Origin of the sequence: Amycolatopsis australiensis, from assembly GCF_900119165.1 — a bacterium.
Classification (GTDB): Bacteria; Actinomycetota; Actinomycetes; order Mycobacteriales; family Pseudonocardiaceae; genus Amycolatopsis; species Amycolatopsis australiensis.
Genome location: NZ_FPJG01000006.1, coordinates 5,957,859 through 5,980,331 on the forward strand (window position 1 = coordinate 5,957,859; position 22,473 = coordinate 5,980,331).

General features: G+C 73.2%; 26 protein-coding genes. 10 read left to right on the forward strand and 16 right to left on the reverse strand.

Annotated elements, in window-relative coordinates; genetic code table 11:
* Nucleotides 1-37 precede the first annotated feature (37 nt).
* Nucleotides 38-1,555 carry an FAD-dependent monooxygenase gene (locus BT341_RS29125; RefSeq protein ID WP_143168669.1) on the forward strand — a complete coding sequence of 506 codons (1,518 nt, stop codon included), beginning with the start codon at nt 38-40 and terminating at the stop codon, nt 1,553-1,555.
* A 38-nt stretch (nt 1,556-1,593) separates the two neighbouring features.
* On the opposite strand, the gene BT341_RS29130 is transcribed toward BT341_RS29125, so the two are convergent.
* From BT341_RS29130 to BT341_RS29150, 5 genes are all read right to left on the reverse strand, one after another.
* The gene (locus BT341_RS29130; protein WP_072479317.1) at nt 1,594-1,866 is read right to left on the reverse strand and encodes a hypothetical protein; all 273 of its coding nucleotides are present in this window, start codon (nt 1,864-1,866) and stop codon (nt 1,594-1,596) included.
* A 151-nt stretch (nt 1,867-2,017) separates the two neighbouring features.
* Nucleotides 2,018-3,043, reverse strand: coding sequence for a 4-hydroxy-2-oxovalerate aldolase (gene dmpG, locus BT341_RS29135; RefSeq protein WP_072479318.1), 1,026 nt, complete (start codon nt 3,041-3,043; stop codon nt 2,018-2,020).
* Nucleotides 3,040-3,939 carry an acetaldehyde dehydrogenase (acetylating) gene (locus tag BT341_RS29140; RefSeq protein WP_143168670.1) on the reverse strand — a complete coding sequence of 300 codons (900 nt, stop codon included), beginning with the start codon at nt 3,937-3,939 and terminating at the stop codon, nt 3,040-3,042. Before BT341_RS29140 ends, dmpG begins: the two co-directional genes overlap by 4 nt.
* A gap of 110 nt (nt 3,940-4,049) precedes the next feature.
* On the reverse strand, nt 4,050-5,543 hold the full coding sequence (locus BT341_RS29145; protein WP_084743023.1) for a rhamnogalacturonidase: 1,494 nt from the start codon (nt 5,541-5,543) through the stop codon (nt 4,050-4,052).
* Between the two features lie 156 nt (nt 5,544-5,699).
* Entirely contained in the window at nt 5,700-6,272 is a 573-nt protein-coding gene (locus tag BT341_RS29150; protein WP_072479320.1) for a helix-turn-helix domain-containing protein, read from the reverse strand.
* 18 nt (nt 6,273-6,290) lie between these two features.
* On the opposite strand from BT341_RS29150, the gene BT341_RS46010 reads away from it, so the two are divergent.
* Both BT341_RS46010 and BT341_RS29160 read left to right on the forward strand, forming a co-directional pair.
* Nucleotides 6,291-6,779 carry a GNAT family N-acetyltransferase gene (locus BT341_RS46010; RefSeq protein WP_072479321.1) on the forward strand — a complete coding sequence of 163 codons (489 nt, stop codon included), beginning with the start codon at nt 6,291-6,293 and terminating at the stop codon, nt 6,777-6,779.
* A gap of 5 nt (nt 6,780-6,784) precedes the next feature.
* Entirely contained in the window at nt 6,785-7,825 is a 1,041-nt protein-coding gene (locus tag BT341_RS29160; protein ID WP_245805141.1) for a sigma-70 family RNA polymerase sigma factor, read from the forward strand.
* Here BT341_RS29160 and BT341_RS29165 read toward each other — a convergent pair.
* Nucleotides 7,770-8,354 (reverse strand): helix-turn-helix domain-containing protein, encoded by a 585-nt coding sequence (locus tag BT341_RS29165; protein WP_072479322.1) that lies wholly within the window; start codon nt 8,352-8,354, stop codon nt 7,770-7,772. The two genes, BT341_RS29160 and BT341_RS29165, sit on opposite strands and share 56 nt — an antisense overlap.
* 77 nt (nt 8,355-8,431) lie before the next feature.
* Here BT341_RS29165 and BT341_RS29170 point away from each other — a divergent pair, with 77 nt between their 5' ends.
* The 3 genes from BT341_RS29170 to BT341_RS29180 all read left to right on the forward strand — a co-directional run bounded on the left by BT341_RS29170 (nt 8,432) and on the right by BT341_RS29180 (nt 10,823).
* Entirely contained in the window at nt 8,432-9,370 is a 939-nt protein-coding gene (locus tag BT341_RS29170) for an NAD(P)/FAD-dependent oxidoreductase (protein WP_072479323.1), read from the forward strand.
* Between the two features lie 380 nt (nt 9,371-9,750).
* Nucleotides 9,751-10,206, forward strand: a complete 456-nt coding sequence (locus BT341_RS29175) for a group II truncated hemoglobin (protein ID WP_072479324.1) — start codon at nt 9,751-9,753, stop codon at nt 10,204-10,206.
* A gap of 50 nt (nt 10,207-10,256) precedes the next feature.
* Nucleotides 10,257-10,823 (forward strand): TIGR03086 family metal-binding protein, encoded by a 567-nt coding sequence (locus BT341_RS29180; protein WP_072479325.1) that lies wholly within the window; start codon nt 10,257-10,259, stop codon nt 10,821-10,823.
* Here BT341_RS29180 and BT341_RS29185 read toward each other — a convergent pair.
* The 3 genes from BT341_RS29185 to BT341_RS29195 are packed head-to-tail and all read right to left on the reverse strand — an operon-like array spanning nt 10,795 to nt 13,541.
* Nucleotides 10,795-11,700: an NAD-dependent protein deacetylase gene (locus BT341_RS29185; protein ID WP_072479326.1), complete on the reverse strand. Its 906-nt coding sequence runs from the start codon at nt 11,698-11,700 to the stop codon at nt 10,795-10,797. The two genes, BT341_RS29180 and BT341_RS29185, sit on opposite strands and share 29 nt — an antisense overlap.
* Complete coding sequence (locus BT341_RS29190) at nt 11,700-12,602, reverse strand: bifunctional helix-turn-helix transcriptional regulator/GNAT family N-acetyltransferase (RefSeq protein ID WP_072479327.1); 903 nt, start codon at nt 12,600-12,602, stop codon at nt 11,700-11,702. The genes BT341_RS29185 and BT341_RS29190 overlap by 1 nt, the downstream gene beginning before the upstream one ends.
* A 24-nt stretch (nt 12,603-12,626) precedes the next feature.
* Nucleotides 12,627-13,541, reverse strand: coding sequence for a DUF3800 domain-containing protein (locus BT341_RS29195; protein ID WP_072479328.1), 915 nt, complete (start codon nt 13,539-13,541; stop codon nt 12,627-12,629).
* 97 nt (nt 13,542-13,638) lie between these two features.
* Here BT341_RS29195 and BT341_RS29200 point away from each other — a divergent pair, with 97 nt between their 5' ends.
* Nucleotides 13,639-14,661: an alpha/beta hydrolase gene (locus tag BT341_RS29200; RefSeq protein ID WP_072479329.1), complete on the forward strand. Its 1,023-nt coding sequence runs from the start codon at nt 13,639-13,641 to the stop codon at nt 14,659-14,661.
* Nucleotides 14,658-15,509: an alpha/beta fold hydrolase gene (locus tag BT341_RS29205; protein WP_072479330.1), complete on the forward strand. Its 852-nt coding sequence runs from the start codon at nt 14,658-14,660 to the stop codon at nt 15,507-15,509. The genes BT341_RS29200 and BT341_RS29205 overlap by 4 nt, the downstream gene beginning before the upstream one ends.
* Here the strand turns inward: BT341_RS29205 and BT341_RS29210 are convergent.
* The 6 genes from BT341_RS29210 to BT341_RS29235 form a co-directional block, all read right to left on the reverse strand.
* A complete protein-coding gene (locus tag BT341_RS29210) occupies nt 15,467-15,808 on the reverse strand; it encodes a DoxX family protein (RefSeq protein ID WP_072479331.1) in 342 nt (113 codons plus the stop codon). The genes BT341_RS29205 and BT341_RS29210 overlap by 43 nt on opposite strands.
* A gap of 95 nt (nt 15,809-15,903) precedes the next feature.
* Entirely contained in the window at nt 15,904-16,890 is a 987-nt protein-coding gene (gene ligD / locus BT341_RS29215; protein ID WP_177328914.1) for a non-homologous end-joining DNA ligase, read from the reverse strand.
* A 48-nt stretch (nt 16,891-16,938) separates the two neighbouring features.
* Nucleotides 16,939-17,358 carry a DUF6292 family protein gene (locus BT341_RS29220; protein WP_072479332.1) on the reverse strand — a complete coding sequence of 140 codons (420 nt, stop codon included), beginning with the start codon at nt 17,356-17,358 and terminating at the stop codon, nt 16,939-16,941.
* 55 nt (nt 17,359-17,413) lie between these two features.
* Nucleotides 17,414-17,818, reverse strand: coding sequence for an STAS domain-containing protein (locus tag BT341_RS45535; RefSeq protein WP_177328915.1), 405 nt, complete (start codon nt 17,816-17,818; stop codon nt 17,414-17,416).
* A 250-nt stretch (nt 17,819-18,068) separates the two neighbouring features.
* Nucleotides 18,069-18,989, reverse strand: coding sequence for a non-homologous end-joining DNA ligase (ligD, locus tag BT341_RS29230; protein WP_072479333.1), 921 nt, complete (start codon nt 18,987-18,989; stop codon nt 18,069-18,071).
* Between the two features lie 25 nt (nt 18,990-19,014).
* Nucleotides 19,015-19,755 (reverse strand): GAF and ANTAR domain-containing protein, encoded by a 741-nt coding sequence (locus BT341_RS29235; RefSeq protein WP_072479334.1) that lies wholly within the window; start codon nt 19,753-19,755, stop codon nt 19,015-19,017.
* A gap of 105 nt (nt 19,756-19,860) precedes the next feature.
* Between BT341_RS29235 and BT341_RS29240 the strand changes: the two genes are divergently transcribed.
* A complete protein-coding gene (locus BT341_RS29240; protein ID WP_072479335.1) occupies nt 19,861-20,595 on the forward strand; it encodes a GAF and ANTAR domain-containing protein in 735 nt (244 codons plus the stop codon).
* Nucleotides 20,596-20,603: 8 nt separating this feature from the next.
* The gene (locus tag BT341_RS29245; protein WP_072479336.1) at nt 20,604-22,013 is read left to right on the forward strand and encodes a PP2C family protein-serine/threonine phosphatase; all 1,410 of its coding nucleotides are present in this window, start codon (nt 20,604-20,606) and stop codon (nt 22,011-22,013) included.
* A gap of 62 nt (nt 22,014-22,075) precedes the next feature.
* Here BT341_RS29245 and BT341_RS29250 read toward each other — a convergent pair whose 3' ends face one another.
* Nucleotides 22,076-22,456 carry an STAS domain-containing protein gene (locus BT341_RS29250; RefSeq protein ID WP_245805142.1) on the reverse strand — a complete coding sequence of 127 codons (381 nt, stop codon included), beginning with the start codon at nt 22,454-22,456 and terminating at the stop codon, nt 22,076-22,078.
* Nucleotides 22,457-22,473: the final 17 nt, after the last annotated feature.

Genomic DNA, 22,473 nt, shown 5'->3' on the forward strand with positions numbered 1-22,473 from the left:
TTTGACTCGGTAAAACTTTCGCGGCATGATCGGCCCCATGAACACGGATGTGGTGATCTCCGGGGGCGGGCCGGTCGGGCTGATGCTGGCCTGCGAGCTCCGGCTCAGAAACGTGAACGTGCTGGTCGTCGAGCGGCTCGCTGAGCCGGACCGGACGATCAAGGCCGGGTCGGTCAGCCTGACCACGGCCGAGGCCTTCTACCGCCGCGGCCTGCTGCCCGCGGTCGACGCCGTCGTCCAGCAGAACGCCGAACAGATCAAGGCGTTCCTGAAGTCCCGCGGCGGAGGCGGCCCGAAGGCCGCGATGCCGGTGGGGCACTTCGCCGGCATCATGGTCGCCTCGACCGGCGTCCACTTCGACGACCCCGACTTCCGCGACGTCGGGCCCGCGTCCCGGCTCGTCGTCATCCAGCAGCAGGCCGTCGAGGCGATCCTCGGCGAACGCGCCGCCGAACTGGGAGCCGAAATCCGGCGCGGGGTGGAACTGACCGGGTTCGACGCCGACGACGGCGGCGTCACCGTCCGGCTCGGCGACGGCGGCACCGTCCACGCCGGCTGGCTGGTCGGCTGCGACGGCGGCCGCAGCTTCGTCCGCAAGAACGCCGGCTTCGCCTTCCCCGGCACCGATCCCGCCATCACCGGGCGGCAGGCACTCGCCGAGCTCACCGGCGTGGAAGCGCTGCCCGGCGGGTGGCAGCACGGCAACGGCGGGCTCTACGTCTACGGGCCGACGCCCGGGCGGATGCTCACCGTCGAGTTCGACGGGCCGCCCGAGGACCGTACCGCCCCGATCACCGCGCAGGAGCTGGAAGAGAGCTTCCGGCGGGTGTCCGGCGCGGACATCCGGGTCACGAAGGTCCACAGCGCGACCCGGTTCACCGACAACGCGCGGCAGGCGGCCACCTACCGCCAGGGCCGCGTGCTGCTGGCCGGGGACGCGGCGCACGTCCACTCCCCGTTCGGCGGGCAGGGGCTCAACCTCGGCATCGGCGACGCGGTCAACCTCGGCTGGAAGCTGGCCGCGACCATCCAGGGCTGGGCGCCGGACGGGCTCCTCGACACCTACACGACCGAACGCCACCCGATCGGCGAGTGGGTCCTCGAATGGACCCGGGCCCAGGTCGCGCTGATGCGCAGCGACGTGCGGACGAAGGCGCTGCGCCGGGTCGTCGCCGAGCTGCTGCACACCGACGACGGCGCGACCCACCTGGCCAAGAAGCTCTCCGGCGTCCTGCACCGCTACCCGATCGACGGCGAGCACGACCTCACCGGCCGCGGCGCGCCCGACTTCGCCTTCGCCGACGGCACCCGCCTCGGCGACCACCTGCACGACGGCGGCGCGCTCCTGCTCGACCTCGCCGAAAGCGCCGAACTGCGCGAAACGGCGAGCGGCTGGGCGGGCCGCGTCGGCACGCTGACCGTCAAGTGCGTCAGCGAGCCGGGGCTGACCGGCGTGCTGATCCGGCCGGACGGCTACATCGCGTGGGCGAGCGAAGACGGCTCGGTGGCCGGCCTCGACGCGGCGCTGCGCCGCTGGTTCGGCGAACCAGCCTGACGCGCGGGGCGCGCCGGAGCCCGGCGCGCCCCGGAACCTCAGTACGCCACCGCGAACGCGTGGCTCATCGCGTCGTTGTGGGTCGACGTCGAGCCGGCCGCGTCCGGCAGGCCGCTCGCGGCCATCTGCACCGCGCCCGTCGACCCGCTCACCCAGTCGGTCTTCGCGTAGAAGTTGAACTTCAGCACGCAGCCGTTGCCGGTCGCCGCCGTGAACAGGGTGTTGAGCACCTCGTTGTCGATCGACGTCGTGTTCGACGCGTTGTTCGCCCGCAGTGTCGAGTACACGTACGCGGTTTGGCCGGCCGTCATGGACAGCTGGACCGAGCCGAGCGCCGCGACGTACTGAAATCCCCTCGATCGTGCGGTCCGGAACGAGCCCGATTCTGGCCGCCGCCGACGGTGCGCGGACCCGGTCAGTTCCGGACATTGGCCGCCTGCGGACTTCGAGGGGACGCCACGGCTACCCTTCCGCGGCCAGCTGCACCGCTACGTCGATGATCATGTCCTCCTGGCCGCCGACCAGGGCGAGTTCGCCGCAGCGCCGGAGGATCGCCTGCGCCGGGACGCCGTAGCGCTGCGCCGCGCGTTCCGCGTGCAGCAGGAAGCTCGAATACACCCCGGCCCAGCCCTGGACGATGGCGTTGCGGTCCATCTTCGGCCACCGGTTCAGGTACGGGCGGACGACCTCCTCGGCCGCGTCGAGCAGGCCGCCGACGTCGAGGCCGGTGGCGATGTCCATCCGGTCGAACACCGCCGCGAGGACCTCCGTCGGCGAGTTGCCGGCGCCCGCGCCGAGGGCGCAGAGCGACCCGTCGATGTAGCGGACGCCGGCTTCGTACGCCAGGACGGAGTTCGCGACGCCGAGCGAGAGGTTCTGGTGGCCGTGGTAGCCGACCCACGCCGCGTCGCCGACCTCGGCGACCAGCGCCTCGAACCGCGCCCGGGCTTCGTGCATCAGCAGCGCGCCGGCCGAGTCCGTCACGTACGGCGCCTGGCAGCCCGCGTCGACCATGATCCGGGCCTGTTTCGCCAGGTCTTCCGGCGGGGTCCGGTGCGCCATCATGAGGAACCCGGCCGTCTCCATGCCCAGCTCGCGGGCCAGCCCGAAGTGCTGCGGCGAGACGTCGGCCTCGGTGCAGTGGGTCGCCACGCGCACCATCTCCGCGCCCGCGTCGAAGGCGCGCCGCAGGTCCTCCGCGGTGCCGATGCCCGGTACGAGCAGGACGGCGATCTTCGCCTGCGTCGCCTCTTCGCGCGCCGCGGCGATCAGCTTCAGTTCGTCGACGGCGGAAAAGCCGTAGGTGAACGACGAGCCGCCGAGGCCGTCGCCGTGGGTGACCTCGATGACCTCGGCACCGGCGCGGTCCAGCGCGCGGACGGTGTCGCGCACCTGCTGTTCGGTGAAGCGGTGCGCCATCGCGTGGCTGCCGTCGCGCAGCGTCGTGTCGACGATCCGGACGTCGTGGCGCAGCTGCGGCCGCGTCATGCGGGCACCTCCTGCTTCGCGCGGGCCATGAGCTCACCGACGCGCGCTGCGGCGGCGGTCATGATGTCGAGGTTGCCGGCGTATTCGGGCAGGTAGTCGCCGTTGCCGCGGACCTCGAGGAAGATTCCGACCCGGGCGTGGCCGTCCCAGTCCGCGCGGGCGTCGTCGAACTGCGGTTCGGCGCGCAGCGTGTAACCGGGGACGTACTGGCGGACGGCGTCGGCCATTTCGTGGATCGACGCGGTGACGGCGTCACGGTCGGCGTCGGGCCCGATCGCGCAGAAGACGGTGTCCCGCATGATCATCGGCGGCTCGACCGGGTTGAGGATGATGATCGCCTTGCCCCGTCCTGCCCCGCCGATCTCGGCCACGGCCTGCGACGTCGTGCGGGTGAACTCGTCGATGTTGGCCCGCGTCCCGGGCCCGGCACCGCGCGAGGCGACCGACGCGACGATCTCGGCGTAGGGCACCGGCGTCACCCGCGAGACGGCGTGCACCATGGGAATGGTCGCCTGGCCACCGCAGGTGATCATCGAGACGTTCGGGGCATCGAGGTGCGCACCGAGGTTCACGGGCGGGCACACCATGGGCCCGAGATGCGCGGGCGTCAGGTCGACGGCCTGGACACCGGCCTCGGCATAGCGCGGAGCGTGAGCGGCGTGGGCCTTCGCGGAGGTGGCCTCGAACACGAGGTCCGGCAGGGGGTCCTGGCGAAGCAGCCAGCCGACCCCCTCGGCGGACGCCGCGATCCCCTGCGCGCGGGCCCGCTCGAGCCCTTCGGACTCGACCACCCCGACGACGTAACCGACTTCGAGCACATCACTGCGTCGCAGCTTCGCCAGCAAATCGGTACCGATGTTGCCGGGGCCGACGATCGCTGCCATCACGGGAGCCATGCGCCGACCGTCGCACCCGGGCACGGGAGGAGAACAGCGCGGCGTTCCAGCCAGCGGAACGCCGGGGCGCGGTCCCGGAACCGGCGACTTGCGCATCCGGGACCGCCTCCTCACAGCTCCTGGTGGTCCGCGTGCTCCACCCGCGCCTCGGCCACCGGGCGGCTGTCGCTCACCCGGAAGTCGTCCACGCCGTCCAGCACGAACGTCGGTGTCCCCGCCACCTTGTCCGCCCGGCAGTGATGCACGTCGGCATCCGCCACGTCGCGCAGGACGAACGCCGGGCGCGTGTCCGGCCTTCCGAAATGGACGTCCACATCGGACAAACTCACTCCGCGCGCGTGCCGGATGAAGAACCCGGAAGCCGGCAACGTGCCGAACATCGACGGCTCGGGGTACGCCGTCTCCAGTTCCGGCGGGTTCTGCACCGCATCGCCCGGCGTGAGGCCGCCTGCCAGGTGGTGGCGGATGTTGCTCAGCTTCACGTCCTCGATCGGGTGGCCCGGGATGCCCGCGAGACACGACGGGTAACGCGGGTCCGCGTCGAAGGTCGTCACGTCGCTGATGCTCACCCGGCGCAGGAAACCGACCGGCAGGTCCGACGGCCCGCGCATCCGGGCGCCCAGGCGCAGGAACAGCGGCATCTGGACGCTGCGCATCGTCAGGTTGCCGATCGTCACGTCCTCCAGCCATCCGCCGTCCACCGTTTCCAGTGCCAGGCCGCGGCAGTGCTCGAACACGATGTTCGAGATCGCGATGTTGCGGAACCCGCCGTCGGACTCGGTGCCGAACTTCACCCGGCCCGTGCGCCCGTACGACGACGCCGTCTTGAACGTGCCGTCGACCAGCGTGCCCAGGTCGTAGCCGCTGACGAAACAGTTGTCGATCGTGACGTTTTCCGTGTCGCGCACCTGGTTCAGCGCGTACGTGCTCTTCAGCACGATCGCGTCGTCGTTGGGCGAGTTCACCGTCGTGTTGGCGATCCGGACGTTCTTGCAGCAGTCGATGTTGATGCCGTCACGGTTGGTGTCGATCACCAGCCCGTCGATGCGGAAGTTGTCCACGCCGGTCGGCAGGATGCCGAAGTGGCCGCCGTTGACGATGGTGATGTCGCGGATCGCGACGTTGCGGCACAGCTTCAGCGCGATCGCCTTGTTGCCGTTGAGCGGCGCGGACTCCGCGCTGCCGCCGGCCACCAGGCCCTTGCCGTCGATCCGGCCCGGTCCCTCGATGGTGACGTTCTCCAGGTTCTCGCCCCAGATCAGGCTGTTGTGCCAGTGGCTGTGCCCGAAGTCCTGGTACGGGTTGCCCGCGCCCGGCTCGGCGGGGTCGTAGCCCTGCCCGCCGGCCGGGGCGGCGGCGAGGATCGTCGCGTTCGCTCCCAGGTACAGCGCGATGTTGCTCTTGAGGTGGATCGAATAGCTCGCGTACGTCCCGGCCGGGAAGTACACGGTCCCGCCGCGCGCCGCGGCCGCGTCGATCGCGCGGTTGATCGCGGCCGTGTCGATGGTGCGCCCGTCGCCCTTCGCGCCGAACTTCGTGACGTCGAAGAAGCGTCCCTGCGCGCCCGAAAATTCGTCGGCCTCGGCCGGTGAAGATCCGATCAATGGCAGCGCGGCACCGGCGGCACCCCAAGCGACGACACGGCGGCGGCTCAACGCTCGTCCCACTCCAGCTCCCTCATCTCGCCATGGCGGAAGCCCATGAGCTTCCGACGGCGGATCGGGAATTCCCTCTCAGCTAAGAGCAAAAGATCGGATGAGTCAAGCGCGTGCCCCTCGCGGACGCATCACCAGCGCGGCGACGTGGTACCCGCACGGCTCGTCACCCCGGTTCGCGTAGGAATGCGTTACGTCGGCGGGAAAGTAGAGCGAATCACCCGCCTCCAGGACGTACTCCGCCGCGCCGACGCCGAGGTGCAGCGTGCCCGACTCGACCGCGACGAACTCGTGCGACCCCGGGGCGTACGCCGGGAACGTCCCCGCGTCGCAGCGCGGCGGCAGGGTCGTGCGGATCCACTCGAAGTTGACGCCCGGGACGACCGGTGTCAGCACCGTGCGGTGCCAGCCGCCCGGCTCGGCGACGTGGTCCTGTTCGGCCGCGCGCCGGACGATCACCCGGTCCGTCTCCAGGTCGGCCAGCAGCCGCGACAGCGACAGCCCGAGGCCGTCGGCGATCCGGGACAGCACGACGACCGTCGGTGTCTTCTCGCCGCGCTCGATGGCCGACAGCATGCTGACGCTGACCCCGGCCGCCTTCGCCAGCGCGGTCAGCGCCAGGCCACGGCCGGCGCGGAGGTCGTACAGGCGGCGGCCGAGATCCGCGGGATCGATCATTCCTCTATAATACCGATCATGTCCACTATAGAGGAAGCGACGGAGGCGCACGCCGACGGCGTCGCGGCCGTCTTCGCGCCATACGTCACCGGCTCGGTCGTCACCTTCGAGACCGTCCCGCCGACAGCGGAGCAATGGCGGGCGAAGATCCGCGAAAGCCGGCTGCCCTTCCTCGTCCTGACCGAGGCGGACGCGGTGCTCGGCTACGCGCTGGCCACGCCGTGGCGGCCGAAACCGGCGTACCGGCACACGGTGGAGACGACGATCTACCTCGCGCCCGAAGCCACCGGCCGCGGCCACGGACGGCGCCTGCTGGACGAGCTGCTGAAGCGCTGTGCCGACCAGGGCGCCCGGCAGGCGATCGCGGTCGTCGTCGACTCCGGCAGCCCGGCGTCGCGGAACCTGCACCGGGCTGCCGGGTTCATCGACGCGGGCGTGCTGCGCGGCGTCGGATTCAAGCAGGACCGCTGGCTCGACACCCTGCTGCTGCAGCGCGCACTAGGCTGACCGCCGTGGAGACGACGGAGGCGGACCTGCTCGCCGCGGCGCGGCGCGCGGACCGGGGCGCCTTCGACCGGCTCGTGCGGCCCTACCAGAGCGAGCTGCGCGCCCACTGCTACCGGATGCTCGGCGCCCTGCACGACGCGGAAGACGCGCTGCAGGAGGCGCTGCTCGGAGCGTGGCGCGGGCTGGCCGGGTTCGAGGGACGCGGCTCGGTGCGCGCGTGGCTGTACCGGATCGCCACGAACGCGTGTCTCCGGCTGATCAAGCAGCGCCCGAAACGCCTCATGCCGCGCGACTACCACCCGGCGGCCGAACCCGGCGAACCGCTCGCAGGCCCGGTCGAAGGCGAGGCGTTCGTCGAGCCCTACCCCGAGGACGGCTGGGACCCGCAGCGCCGGTTCGAGCTGCGCGAGAGCGTCGAGCTGGCGTTCGTCGCCGCGCTGCAGCACCTGCCGGGGACGCAGCGGGCAGTGCTGATCCTGCGTGAGGTGCTGGCTTTCTCCGCCGCCGAGGTCGCCGACGCGCTCGGCACGTCCGTCGCGTCGGTCAACAGCGCGCTGCAGCGGGCCCGCAAGACCCTGGACCAGCACGCGCCGTCACAGAGCCAGCAGGCGACGCTGCGCAGTCTCGGCGAAGACGCGGAACGCGCCCTGGTGGCGGAGTTCGTCGCGGCGTGGGAACGCGCGGACGTCCCGGCGCTGCTGAAGCTGCTCACCGCGGACGCCCGCTTCACGATGCCGCCGCTGCCCGCGTGGTTCGACGGCCGCGACGACGTCGCGCGTTTCCTGTCGGGCAACGTGTTCGCGACGCCGTGGCGGCTGGTGCCGGTCCGCGCCGCCGGGCAGCTCGCGTTCGCCTGCTACCAGCGTCACCCGGACGGCGTGTTCCGCATCGGCTGCGTGAACGTGCTGACCCTGCGCGGCGACCGGATCGCCGAGATCACCGGCTTCCTGGACCCGGCGATGTACGCGGGCTTCGGCTTGCCGCCGGAACTCAGCGCGACTTCGCCCGCAGGTGCAGCCGCTCCCCCTGCTTCCCGAACAGGCTGAGGATCTCCGCCGGCCCGCCGACCGCGCCGAACCAGTGCGGCAGCCGCGTGTCGAACTCCGCCGCCTCGCCCGGGCCGAGCGTCATGTCCCGGTCGGCCAGGATCAGGCGCAGCCGGCCCGACAGGACGTACAGCCACTCGTAGCCTTCATGGACCTGTGGTTCCGGTTCGCCGGGGTCGGGTTCCAGGATCATCTTGAACGCCTGCGGCGCGCCGGGCTGGCGGGTCAGCGGGAGCACGGTCATGGTCGTGCCGTTGTGCCGCGGGATGCGGCGCGCGGTCAGCCGCACCCGGGGGTCGCCGACCTCCGGCGCGCCGACCAGCTCGTCGAGTGGCACCTGGTGGGCCTGGGCGATCGGCAGCAGCAGCTCCAGGCTCGGCTTGCGCTGGCCGGACTCGAGCCGCGACAGCGTGCTCTTCGAGATGCCCGTCGCCGCCGAAAGGTCGGCGAGCGTGACCCGCCGCTGCGTGCGGACCCGCTTGAGCCGGGGGCCGACTTCGGCCAGTGCCTGGGTGATCGCGTCCGTCATGCGACCAGGAAACCCGGTTGTCCCGGAAACGGCAACATTTGTTGTCGGTTTCGCGAAACCGGGTTCAAGGTGGCGCCATGACCGAAAACAGCTATGACGTCCTGGTGGTGGGTGGTGGCGCGGCGGGGCTGAGCGCCGCGCTGATGCTGGGCCGCGCGCGGCGGCGCGTCGTGGTCGTCGACGGCGGCTCGCCGCGCAACGCCCCGGCGTCGCACATGCACGGTTTCCTGTCCCGCGACGGCCTGCCGCCGTCCGAACTGCTCGAGATCGGCCGGGCGGAGCTGGCCGGCTACGGCGTCGAGGTGGTCGAAGACCGGGTGACGCGGCTCGAACCGGGCTTCACCGCCCGGCTGGGCCGCGGCCGGGAGCTGACGGCCCGGCGCGTCCTGGTCGCGACCGGCGTCCACGACGACCTGCCGGACATCCCGGGGCTGCGCGAGAGCTGGGGCACCGACGCGGTGACGTGCCCGTACTGCCACGGTTACGAGGTGCGCGACCGCCCGCTGGGCGTCCTCGGCACGGAGCCGGGAAGCGTCGAGCACGCGCTGCTGGTGCGCCAGTGGTCGCGGGACGTCGTGTACTTCGCGCACACGGCACCACCGTCCGAAGAGGACCGTGAACGGCTCGACGCGCGCGGAATCCGGGTGGCCGACGGGACGGTGACGGCGCTGCGGCGCGAGGACGGCCACCTGACCGGCATCGAGGCGGGCGGCCGGATCGTGCCGCGGGTGGCGTTGTTCCTCCGCACCCGGACGGTGCCGCACGACGAGCTGCTGCGCGGGCTCGGCTACGTGGCGGGAGAAGTCGACGCGACGGGCAAGACGAGCGTCCCGGGCGTGTGGGCGGCGGGGAACGTGATCGACGCGAGGGCAACGGTGATCATCGCGGCAGCCCAAGGCGCGGCGGCGGCCGGCGCGCTCAACCACGATCTGGTGACCGAGGACGTGCGCCGGGCGGTGGAGAGCTTTGGTGGCTTCACCCCGGCGGCGGAACGCGCGGTGGCCGGAGCCCGGTGAGTGAGTGGCGCCAGGCCGGCGGCTGCACCGCGGATTGCCGACCCCGCGGCGCCCGCGCGGGCCTCGCCCGCGCGCCGGACCGGCGGGCGCGCGCACCGGACCCGACTGCCCGCTTGTCGCCGGCCCAGCGGCCACACGCGGCACCAGCACCCGCCAGACCGGCGGGCGCGCGGGCCGGACCCGACCGCCCGCTTGGCGCCGGCCCGGCGGCCACACCCCCGAAAGGCCAAACCCGCGGCACCAGCGCCCGCCTGATCCGCGCGCCGGACCGGCGGGCCCGCGGGCCGACCGCCCACCAGGCGCGGGGCCAGCCACCGCGCCCACAGCCGCGGCCCGCTTCTCTCCTGGCGTCCGGCCCCCGCGCGTGCCAGGCTCGGTGGATGCGTCCGACGCTCTACGAATTCGCCGGCGGCGATGCCGCCTTTCTGGCGCTCGCCGCCGCGCATCATGAGCGTTGCCTGGCCGATCCCGAGCTGAACCATCCCTTCTCGCATCCCGGGCAGCATCCGCAGCACGTCGAACGGCTGGCGCAGTACTGGGCCGAAGTCATGGGCGGGCCGCCGCGGTACTCGGAAACCTGCGGCGACCACTCCGCCATGCTGCGGATGCACGCCGGCAACGGTGACATGAGCGACCTCGGCCGCCGGTTCGTCGAGTGCTTCGTGCGGGCCGCCGACGATGCCTGCCTGCCCGCCGATCCCGCGTTCCGTGCCGCGCTGCGGTCCTACATGGAGTGGGCCGTCGCCGAGGTGCTCGCCTACCCCGGGCCGCCCGGTGACGTGCCCGCCGGGCCGGCCATGCCGCGGTGGTCGTGGCACGGCCTGCAGCCGATGTGACGTCCGATAACCGCGAGCGCGACCTCCCCCGCGCGGCCAGACTGGCCGGCATGCTCCTCGATCGCTACCGCCTGGCCAGCCGGGATTTCGCGCGGCACCTCGAAGCCGTGCCGCCGGACGGCTGGGACGCACCGACGCCGTGCACCGAGTGGAACGTCCGGCAGCTGGTCAACCACATGACCCGCGGCAACCTCAACTACGTCGGCCTCCTCCACGGCGCCACCCGGGAAGAGTTCCTGGCCCGACGCGAGGCCGACGCGCTCGGCGACGATCCCCGCACCGCGTTCGCCGAGTCGGTCCAGGCCTGCGCGGACGCCTTCGCCGAAGACGGCGCGCTCGACCGCGTCGTCGACTACCCGCTCGGCAAGCTGACCGGACGGCGCGCGCTGGCCGTCCGCACCGCCGACACCGTCGTGCACACCTGGGACCTGGCCCGCGCCCTGGGCGCCGACGACACCCTCGACCCCGCCCTGGTCGCGTGGCTCGACGACGACCACGAAACCATCTACGCGGGACTCGACCTGGGGCCGCAGTTCTTCGCCGCCCCGCCACCCGGCACGCCCGGCGAAACCCGCCAGGACCGCGTGCTCACGCGCTTCGGCCGCGATCCTCGCTGAGACCGCACCCCAGCCGGGTGGCCAGCTCGGTCAGCGCCCGGCCGAGCGGGAGGTCCACCCGCACCGCCGCGTAGCGGTCGCCGCGGGTTTCGCCGTGGTTGAGGATCGCCACCGGTTTGCCCGCGGCCGCCGCGTGCCGGACGAATCGGAGCCCCGACATCACGGTCAGGGACGAGCCCAGCACCAACAACGCGTCGGCGTCGTCGACCAGCCGGTAGCACTGCTCGACCCGCGGCCGCGGGACGTTTTCGCCGAAGAACACCACGTCGGGCTTGAGCACACCGCCGCACGCCGTGCACGGCACGGTCGTGAACCGGCGGACCACCTCGTCCGGCAGCTCGACGTCGCCGTCGGGGTTGATCCGGGTGGCCGCGCCCGCGAAACCCGGGTTCGCCGCGCGCAGCCGCCGGTCCAGCTCGGCGCGCGGGCTCGTGCGGCGGCAGCCGAGGCAGATCACGCGGTCGAGGCTGCCGTGCAGCTCGACCGCGTCCGCCGTGCCGGCCGCCTGGTGCAGGCCGTCGACGTTCTGGGTGATCACGCCGCCGACATAGCCGCCTTCGCGCAGAGCGGTGACCGCGCGGTGGCCGTCGTTCGGGGTGGCGCGGGCGATCGTGCGCCAGCCGAGGTGACTGCGCGCCCAGTAGCGCTGCCGCCCTTCCGGGCTGGTGACGAACTCGTCGTAGGTCATCGGCGTGTGCCGGCGCAGGCTGCCGGCTGCCCCGCGGTAGTCGGGGATCCCGGACTCGGTGGACAGCCCGGCACCGCTGAGCACGGCCACCCGCCCGCGCGCGACGACGCCGGTCAGCTCGTCGAGGCTCGAAGTCCGGGGCAGCGGCGCGTCGGGAGACGTCCACGTCAGGGTCGGGCGGGTCCGCACTACGCCAGGGTACGTGGGGCCGGCAGCTGCTTCTCGAACCAGTGATGGGCGTAGCGCTCTTCGTTGAACGGCGCGACCTCGCGGTACCCGGCCGCGCGGTACAGGCCGATCGCTTCGCCGAGCGCGCGGTTCGTCTCCAGCCGCAACGTCCGGACGCCCTTCGCCGCCGCGTACGCCTCCAGTTCGCCCAGCAGCCGCCGGCCCAGCCCGAGCCCGCGCGCCGGGGGCGCCACCCACATCCGCTTGATCTCGGCCGGTGCGTCGCCGTGGAACTTGAGGGCGCCGCAGCCGACCGGCTCGGCGTGCAGCGTGGCCACCAGCAAGACCCCGGCGGGCGGGGTCATCTCGTCGTCGGCCGCGGAGATGCTGAGCTGCGGGTCGAAGCCGTCGTCGAACCGGCGGCCCAGCTCGGCGAAGTACGCGCCCAGGCAGAAGCGGGCCGCCGGATGCCCGGGCGGGCACGGGGCGACGTCGACCGCCGACGCCGTCAGGAGCCGCTCGACCTCGGCCATCGCGGCGACGAGCCGGGTGCGCTGCCCGTCGGAGAGCCGGGCGAGGAGTGCGGCGGCCGCGTCGTCGGAGAGCCGGTCGAGCGTCGCCCGCTCGGCCGCCCCGGCCTCGGTGAGCCGCGCGGTGCGGACGCGGCCGTCGGCGCCGCTCGGCTCGACGCGCACCAAGCCGTCACGCTCCAGCCCGCGCAGCAGCCGGCTCAGGTACCCGGAGTCGAGGCCGAGCCGTTCCCGCAGCTCGCGGACGTCCCGCCCGCCGGCGCCGATCTCCCACAGCACGCGCGCCTGGCCCAGCGGCCTGCCGCGCGCGAGGAACGCGTCTTCGAGCGCGCCGATCCGCTGGGTGACGGTCCGGTTGAACCGCCGCACGCCGTCGACCAGGGCACGGTCCATTCCCTGACTATAGTCAGAGAAACCTCAGCCGGGATGGTTCCAGACCGATCCGGTGTCCACGAACGCCCTCAGCAGGCCGGTCAGCCGTGCGTCGCCGTGACCGTTCAGCTCGTCGGAGGCGATGCGGCGGGCCACCCCGGCCAGGAAGTCCGCGACCTGCACGCGGGCGTCCGACCGTGAATCGACGAACCGGACGCCGGCCAGCCGGTGGCCGAGGGTGGCCTTGAGCTGCAGCACCCGTTCGCCGGTCAGGGCGAGCTGCTCGTCGTGCACCAGGGCGACCGGGGTGCCGCCGGCGCTGAAGTGCCGGACGGTGTGGATCACCGCGGGCACCAGCGGATCGAGCACCGGCACCAGGCCGGGGTCGCTCGCCAGCCGGGTGCGGTAGGCGGCCACGCGCTCGCCGCCGTCGCACAGCCGTCCCATGATCTCGCCGGCCTCACCGGGAACGGCGGCGAGTTCCCGTGCCAGCGCGAAGAACTCCGGCGGGGACGTCGTCACGCCCCGCCGGGGCTTGAGCCGCAGCACGCTCGTGAACGCGGCCAGGAAGTAGGCCCAGCGATCGGCGCCGAAGGCGGCGGGGCCCGCGCGGTGCAGGGTGCGCGCCAGTTCTTCGGTGCCGTGGGCGGCCAGCAGCGTGACCGCGGCCCGGACGGCGAAGAACGTCTTGTCGGTCAGGTGCACGTGCCCGCGTCCGGCCAGCGGCCCGGCCGGATCGAGCAGCCATTCGAGCACCGGGCGGTGCTTGGCGCGCAGCAGGTGGTTGGCCTTGTACTCCTCGGCGGGCGAGCCGATGCGGGCGCGGATCTCCCGGACGCAGGCCTCAGCCTCGCCGAGGGTCAGCCGGACACCGGCGTGGGCGAAGACGTCGGTTTCGCCCCCGACGAGGTTCTCGCCCTCCGAGCCCGACTCGTCGCAGGCGATCTCGACCGGGCTCACCGTTCCGATGCTGCCAGACCGCCGGTCCCACGGCGACCGGTTACCCGGAAGGCCGTTCCTGGCCCGGCGCCGCGGCGGATCGTGGTTGACTGGCCGCATGCTGCCCTGGGACGGCGAACTCGCCGGCCGGCTCGACCGGCACACCGTCGGCTCCGCGCTGCTGCGGGACAACCCGCTCGGTGACCCGCACGAACGGCCGCTGTGGGTGTACGTCCCGCCGGGCTACGAAGACGGCGACGAGCGCTATCCCGCCGTGTACGTCATCCAGGGCTATACCGGCCACCTGAGCATGTGGGCCAACCGGACGCCGTTCCGGCAGCCGTTCGTGGAGACGGCCGACGCCGTTTTCGCCGGTGGCGCACCGGGCTGCGTGGTGGTGTACGTCGACGCGTGGACCGCCTACGGCGGCTCGCAGTTCGTCGACTCGCCGGGCACCGGCCGGTACCACTCCTACCTGTGCGACGAGATCGTGCCCTGGGTGGACGCCCGGTACCGGACGATCCCGGACCGCGAATCCCGCGCGATCGCGGGCAAGTCGTCGGGCGGCTTCGGCGCAATGATCACGCCGATGCTGCGTCCCGACCTGTTCGGCGCGCTGGCCACGCACGCCGGCGACGCGCTGTACGAGCTGTGCTACGTCCCCGACTTCGGCAAGGCGGTCCGCGCGCTGCGCGCCTACGACCGGGACATCCGGGCGTGGTGGGCGGATTTCCGGGCCCGGCCGGCGTTCAGCAAGCCGGACGACGCGACGCTGCTGCAGCTGCTCGGGGTCTCCGCGTGCTTCTCGGCCGACGACGACGGCACGCCGCAGCTGCCGTTCGACCCGGCGACGGGTGTGGTGCGGCCGCGGGTGTGGCAGCGCTGGCTCGGCTGGGACCCGGTCCGGATGGTGGCGGGCCGCGCCGAGGCGGTGCGGTCGTGGCGGGCGGTGTGGATCGACGCCGGCACGAGCGACGAGTACTTCCTCGACGTCGGCGCGGAGGCGTTCCGGGCGGAGATCGCGAAGGCCGGCCTGCCCGGCGAGCGGGTGCACTTCGAGCTGTTCGAGGCGGGCCACGCCGCGATCGACTACCGGTACCCGCTTTCGCTGGCCTGGCTGGCGGAACGGCTGGCCCGGTGATCGAGACCGCCCTGACGCTGCCCGGCGGCCCAACCCTGCACGTCTACGACACCGGCGGTCCCGCGCGGCTGACCGTCCTGTGGCACCACGGCACGCCGAACCTCGGCGCGCCGCCGGGACCGCTGCTGCCGCTCGCCGAAGAGCTGGGAATCCGCTGGATCTCCTACGACCGGCCCGGCTACGGCTCCTCCACGCCCGCGCCCGGCCGCCGGGCCGGCGACGCGGCCGGGTGGGCGGCCGCCGTCGCCGAGGCGCTGGGGATCGGCGAGTTCGCCGTCATGGGGCACTCCGGTGGCAGCTCGCACGCCCTCGCCTGCGCCGCGCTGCTGCCCGGCCGGGTCCGGGCCGTCGCGAGCCTCGCCGCCGTCGCGCCTTTCGGGGGCGAAGGCTGGTTCGACGGCATGGCCGACGCCAGTGCGGCGTCCCTGCGTGCCGCCGCAGAAGGCCGTGCCGCCAAGGAAAGGCACGAAGCGGCGGCCGGGTTCGACCCGGACGTCTTCACCGCCGCCGACTTCGCCGCGCTGACCGGCTCGTGGTCCTGGCTCGACGAAGTCGTCCGGCCCGCACTGGGCGCGCCGGGCCTGATCGACGACGACCTCGCCTACGTCACGCCGTGGGGCGCCGACCCGGCGGCCATCACCGCGCCGGTCCTGCTGGTGCACGGCGAGGACGACCGGATGATCCCCGCGACGCACAGCCGGTGGCTCGCCGCCCGCTGCCCGGCCGCCGAGCTGCGCCTGTCCCCCGGCGACGGCCACATCTCCGTCCTCCGACACGCGGCCGAGGCTCTCAAGTGGCTGGCGGTTCAGGACAGCAGCGCCAGCGAAGCGACCGCTGGAGCCATGTAGAGCACCGGGAACGGCAGGTGTGCGTAGGATCGCGCGCGGGCCACGGTGACGAGGGCGCCGAGGAAGTACAGCACCAGCCCGATCGCGGCGGCGACACCGATCGCGGGCACGAACAGCCCCACGACGAGACCGGCCGCCCCGGCGGCCTTCGCCGCGCCGAGCCACGGCCACCACGTTTGCGGGACGCCGTACGAGGTGATGGGTTCGACGACCCACTTCGCGCGGGTGAAGACCGAGACGGCCGAGAAACCGGCCATGGCGGCGCCGACGAGGGTGACGATCACGTACGCGGTGGACATCGCGTCTCCTCCGGGAGTTCGGGGACACCGGGGTTCCGGGTCCGGTACTCCCCCGACCCCCGCGGCGGAACCGATGTGACCGGTGGTGACCACCGTCACAGTGGAAGCCGCGGTACGAGCACCTCCTCCGGCGCGCGGTCGGGCCGCAGGCCACGCCACGACGTGTGGCGCAGCCGCAGATCCGGGGTCACGCGCCGGAAGACGACCTCGCCGACCAGCTCCGGCCGCACCCAGTGGGCGCCGCGGGCACGGTCGCGCGGCACGTCGGTGGCGAACGGGCTGTCCGTGCGGGCCAGTGGCGCGAGCACGGCCCGCAGGTCGTCGAGCGCGCCGTCGGTGAAGCCGGTGCCGACGTCACCCAGGTACACCAGCGCGCCTTCGTCGTCGTACCCGCCGAGCAGCAACGCGCCGAGCGTGCCCGCGCGGCGGCCGGTGCCGGTCCGCCAGCCGCCGACCACCACTTCGCGCGTCTGCGTCAGCGCGCGCTTGGTCCACAGGGGCGAGCGGGCGCCGGGCAAGTACGGCGCGTCGAGGCGCTTGGCGACGACGCCTTCGATGCCGTGCTGGGCCGCCGTGGCGAGCAGCTGGTCCGGCGCGATGTCGGCGCGCGTGTACCACGGCGGCACGACGAGCCGGCCGTCCGCGGGCCGGACCAGCTCGGCGAGCAGCTCGCGCCGCTGCGCGTACGGCCGGTCCAGCAACGACTCGGTGCCGATCCGCAGCAGGTCGAAGGCGAAGTAGACGACGGGGACCTCGGCACGCAGCTTCGCCGTCGGCTCGTGCATGGCGCGGCGCTGCATCAGCTCGAACTCCGGGCGCCCGGCCGCGTTCAGCGCGACGACCTCACCGTCGAGCACCGCCGCGTGACCGCCGAGCGCGGGCGCGAAGACGTCCTGCAGCTCCGGGTAGCGGTGGGTGTGGTCGCTGCCGCTGCGGCTGGTGATCCGGGCCGCGCCGCTGCCGGCGACCCGGGCGCAGCCGCGGAAACCGTCCCACTTCCACTCGTAGCCGTGGTGGTCGTCGTCCGGCAGCGGACCGTCGACGGCCAGCATCGGCGCCACGGCGTCCGGCACCGCCTCCATCGCCACCTCCCCCAGCTCGCCCCAGTCTGGACGATCAGGCAGACCCTGTCACCCGGCGGGCAGCAGCGGGAGCAGCTCCTGGTGACGGCCCGCGCGGCGCAGCACGGGCGAACCGGGCCCGTCCGGCTCGAGGTCGCCGGCCCGCAGCGCGGCGAGGAACCGCACGATCACGCGCGGCGGCGGCAGGATGTCGGCCCCGCCGAGGTAGGCCAGCACGATCATCTCCTCCCCGCACGCGGCCTCGACCGCAACCGCCCAGCCGTGCACCTCGTCCCACAGCAGCGCGACGTCGCGCTCCGGAAACCGGCGCAGCCGCCAGTCCACCGCGACGTAGGCCGACACCGGGACGTCGACGTCCACGGTGCAGGACTCGAGGCCGAAGCCGAGCGCCGCGGCCACCTCGCCGAGGTACGCTCGCAGGCCGCGCTGGAACCAGAACTCGAGATCGGTGTCGATCAGGCCGGACACCCGTTTCCTTTCTTCCCGGACCGGCCGCGCGCCCTGCCCGGCCGGTCGAAGCGGATCAGCCGACCGCCGCGAGCGCGGCGGCCCGATCCCGGTGGCAGGAGAAGCCGGCGGCGCCGGTCTCCCGCAGCAGCCGCCACAGTGCGGCCGTCCGCACCACCCAGGCGAGCGGGACGGCCGCCTCGTCGGCACGGCGCTGGACGCGGTGCAGCGCGCGGAGCCCGGCGCCGGAGCAGAACGTCACGCCGCCGAGGTCGACGACGAGCGCGCCCGCCCCGCGCAACGCGGATTCCGCGCATTCGACAAGAATGGCGACGGTGGCGAGATCGATGTCGCCCGCCACCACGAGGAGCACGCACCGGTCACCCGGGAACATCGTGGTGACGGAGAACGGATCGCACAACGCACCCGGCGAAGAACGGCCGAAGGCCCGCGAAAGCCGCGGCGGTTTCCGGATCTTCACGGCCTGCCTCCGACGGCTGGAGGGTGGGGGTTCACGCGTAGACCGTACCCACCGTGTCCAGCTTGGCGCACAACGGATTCCTCCCGTTCCGCGGCCTGTGCACCGACACGGCCGTCTGCACGTGCAGCCGTCCACATGGGACACGAAGAAACCCCTGCTGAGATCGGCGAAGACGCACATTCCGCGATTACGGCGGGCCGCCACCTCCGGAACCGGAGCCGTTTCGCGGCGGATTCGTGAATTCCGGAATTCAGCCGATTGCCGGAATCGCTGCGCGAGTCCGGTCCAGCTCGGCGAAGAGGTCGCCGAGGTCGTCGACGCGCGCCAGGACCTCATCGGCGGTGAACCGCAGGTGCGACACGTGCCGGCAGGCCCGCACCTCGTCCCACGTCACCGGGGCCGACACGGTCGGCTCGTCCCGTCCGCGCAGCGAGTACGGCGCCACCGTCGTCTTGACCGGGTTGTTCTGGCTCCAGTCGATGAAGACCTTGCCCGGCCGCAGCGTCCTGGTCATCCGCGCCACGACGAGATCGGGCGTTTCCGCGGCCAGCCGCTCGGCCAGCGCCTTCGCGTACTGCGACGGTTCGGCGGCGTCCGTGGTGACGACACCCGCGTAGAGCTGCATGCCCTTGGAGCCGCTGGTCTTCGCGACCGGGGTGAGACCGTCGCCGGTGAGCACGTCGTGGAGCCGCTCGGCGACGCGGCAGCAGTCGACGACGGTGGCGCCCGGGCCGGGATCGAGGTCGAACACGAGCCGGTCGGGCGTGTTCCGCTCGCCGTCGTCGCCGACGGTCCACTGGTGGACGTGCAGCTCGAGCGCGGCGAGGTTGGCCGCCCAGACCAGCTCGGGCAGGTCGTTGATCAGCGGGTAGCTGATGATCTCGGGCTCCTTGCCCCGGCCGCCGACCGTCAGCCGCGCGGTGCGGACCCACTCCGGCGCGTGCCGCGAGACGTCCTTTTCGAAGAAGGAGCCACCGGCGACGCCGTCGGGGAACCGCACGAACGTCATCGCCCGGTCGCGGATGTGCGGCAGCAGCACCGGCGCGATCCGCGTGTAGTAGTCGAGGACCTCGCCCTTGGTGAAACCGTGCCGCGGGTAGAGCACCTTCTCGAGATTGGACAGCGTCAGCTGCCGCTCGCCCACCCGCACCGTGATCCGGCTCCCCGCCACGGCGCCACGCTAGCACCCGCGGAATTCACCCGGCACCACTCGAAACGACCCGCTCGACGAACCGCTCCGCGACCTCGCGCAGCTTCACGTTCTCCCGCTGCGACTGCTCCACCAGCAAGGCGAACGCGTCGTCGGCGCCGATCCGGCGGATCGCCATCAGCATCCCCTTCGCCTGGTCGATGACCGCCCGGGAGGTCAGCGCCGTGCGCAGGTGCTCGGCCGTCTCGCGGGCCCGCACGTACCGGTGGTAGACGCGGAAGATCGCCTCCACCGCGGCCGTGTAGAGCTCGAGCAGCTGGGCTTCGGTCTCCGCGAAGCCGTCGTCCTCGCGTCCGTAGCAGTTGAGCGCGCCGGAGTACTCCTCGTCGGCCACCAGCGGCGCGGCGAGGAAGCTGCCGAAGCCGGCTTCCCGGGCCTGGCCCGCGAACGACGGCCAGCGCTCGGCCGCCTCGGTCACCGACGTGCGGACGATCTTGCCGGTGCGGACCGCCTCCAGGCAGGGGCCGTCGCCGATGCGGTACTGGCCGGCGTCGAGCTCGCCGACGATCGCGCTGGTCGCCGACGCCGTGTGCGGCGTGTCCCCGATGACCAGCGTGACGGACGCTTCGGCGACGCCCGGGACGGCGTGGCGTGCCTGCAGGCACACGTGCCGCAACAGGATCAGCAGGTCGTCTTCCTGCCGCAGGACCGCGGTCAGCGCTTCGAGCGCCCCCGTGACCTCGTCGAGCAGCGGCGCGGCCGTGACGGCGGGCTCCGGCAGTTCCATGTCCACTCCTCGCGTCGTCCGTGAATCCCCCCGGGTACCCAGTCCCTGGCGAGCCATGTCACCGCCGCACGTTTGACGGCGGCCTCCGCTTGGTAATCAGCGGCCATGGCGTCGGAGAAGGCGGGCGGACTGCCGCTGGAGGAAGAGCTGGCGGCGGTCGCGGCGCGGATGTCGGGACTGCTGCTCTCGCGCGAGACCGTCGACTCGGTGCTGGAGCTGATCGTCTCCCTCGCCGGCACGACGATCACCACCGCGGCGGGCGCCGGGGTGACCCTCGTCGACGACGGCGACGGCGCTCCCGTCACGACGAGCGCGTCCGGCCCGCTCGTGCGCGACGCCGACAACCTGCAGTACGAACTCGGCGAGGGGCCCTGCATGGCCGCGCTGGCGGAGCGCTCGCCGATGCGGATCGACGACGTCGCCACCGAGCGGCGCTGGCCACGCTGGTGCGCCGCGGTCGCCGGCCTCGGGCTCCGGTCGGTGCTCACCACGCCCCTGGTCAGCGAAGACGGCTGCCACGGCGCGATCAAGCTCTACGCGAAGACGCCCGGCGCGTTCGGCGGCACCGACGAGCGGACGCTGGCGACGTTCGCCGGCCGCGCCGCCGTGCTGGTCGCCAACGCCCGCGCCTACGAGCGGGCCAGCCGCTTCAGCGAGCAGTTCAAGCACACCCTCCGCGACCGGGACCGGGTCACGATGGCGAAAGGCTTCCTCATGGGCCGGGACGGCCTGGACGAGGAGACCGCCTTCGACCGCCTCCTTTCGCTGGCCCGCGCCGCCGGCCGCAGTCCCGCCGAGGCCGCCGCCGAGCTGCTCGCGCCGGCACCGCGGGGAAGGTGAGCCCGCCGATGCGCTTCTTGCCCGAAGAGGAACAACAGCGGCTGCTCGCCGCCTGCTTCGCGCAGAGCCACCTGACGCCGGAGCAGCTGTGGATGCGGTACTTCGCGCTCGGTGGCAGCCTGAGCCTGCTGGACCTCGACGCCTACCTCAACGGGCTGACCGCGCTCCCCCGGCTCGACCGCGACATGCTCGCCCACGCCGTCAACGAACGGCTCGACGAGCTGTCCGGGCCACCGCGCGCGCCGTACAGCCATTCGGTGCGCGACGCCAAGCCGTTGCACGGCCCGCTGAAGGCGCTCGTCGACCTGCTCGAAGGCGCCCACCGCGCGCCGCCCGAGCGGCTGCCCGCCATCGTCGCCGAAGCCGGCCGCGCGCTCGACCTGCGGATCGGCATCTACCTCGCCGACTACGACCAGCGGACGCTCGTGCCGCTGCGCGCGGAATCCGCCGTCGGCCTGGACATCGAGACGACCGTCGCCGGCGACGTCTTCCGCCGGGCGGGAACCACCGTGACCCGTGACGGGCCGGACCCGACGCTGTGGGCGGTGCTGCTCGACGGCGTGGAACGGCTCGGCGTGCTGGAGATCGTCCCGACCGACGGCGCCGACCCGGACGACCCGGTGCTGCGGGAGCAGTGCCGCTGGCTGTCCGCGTTGCTGGGGCACCTGGTGACGATCACGACCCAGTACGGCGACGGTCTCGACGTGCGGCGCCGTCGCCGTCACCGTGCGTCGCCGGCCGAGCTGCTGTGGCAGAACCTGCCGCCGCTCACCGGAGCGACGGAGAGCGTGGTCGTCGGCGGCAGCGTCCAGCCGGCGTACGACCTGGGTGGCGTCGTGTTCGACTACGCGCTTTCGGAGCGGCGGGCGCAGCTGGCGATGTTCGACGCGGGCGCGCGGTCGAGCACGTCGAGCTACGCGGTCGTGAACGCCCTGGCCGCCTACCGCGCCGCCCGCCGTGACGGGGCTTCGCTGGCGGAGCAGTACATCGCGGTCGGCAAGGAGCTGGACGACCGGGCGTCGGCGGTCACCGGGGTGGTCGCGGAGCTGGACTTGCGCACGGGCGTGCTGCGCTGGCTGGACGCGGGCCACCCGGCACCGCTGATCGTCCGCGACGGCGCGCCGCTGCCGGGCACGGGGGCGGTCGCGGCCCGGTTCGCCGCGGATGAGCAGTCCCTGCGCGCCACGGAAGTCCACCTCCGCCCGGGAGATGTCCTGGCGGTGTACTCGCGCGGCCTCGCGGAGACGACGGACCGCGCGGGCGCACCGTTCGGCCGCGACCGGGTGGCGGAGTACCTGGCGGACGAGGTGCTGCCCCCGGAGACGGCCCGCCGCCTGACCCAGGCGGTCCTGTCCCACGGCGGGGGCGACCTCCACCACGACGCCGGGGTGCTGGTCGCCAGGTGGCTGGAGCGCTGACCCGGCGAGGCGGCCGCGGCCGGTTCGGTGTTCGTCGCCCGCCGGAGCGCGTCGCCGCCGGGTCAGCAAGCTGTGTCGTGGACCGCCAGCAGCTCCCGCAGCGCGTCCGACAGCGACGCGAACATCGGGACCACCGAGGCCAGCCCCGTGATCCGGAACAGCCTGGCCAACGTCCGGCTGGTCGCCACCACCCCGAAGCGGCTGCCTTCCCCGGCCGCGCGCTGGGCGGCCGCCGCCAGAGCCCGGGCGCCCGCCAGGCCGAGGAAGGCCACGCGGGTGAGGTCCACCACCGTCGTGCCCGGTGGGGCCGCCGCCAGCTCGCGCTGCAGGATCGGCAGGGTCAGTGCGTCGATCTCGCCGGTGAACGTCAGTACCAGGAGGCCAGGTCGGTACTGCGTCCGGCGCGCGGTCAGCGGGGACGGCCGCGCGGAGACCGGGGACATGGGGGACACGGGTTCGG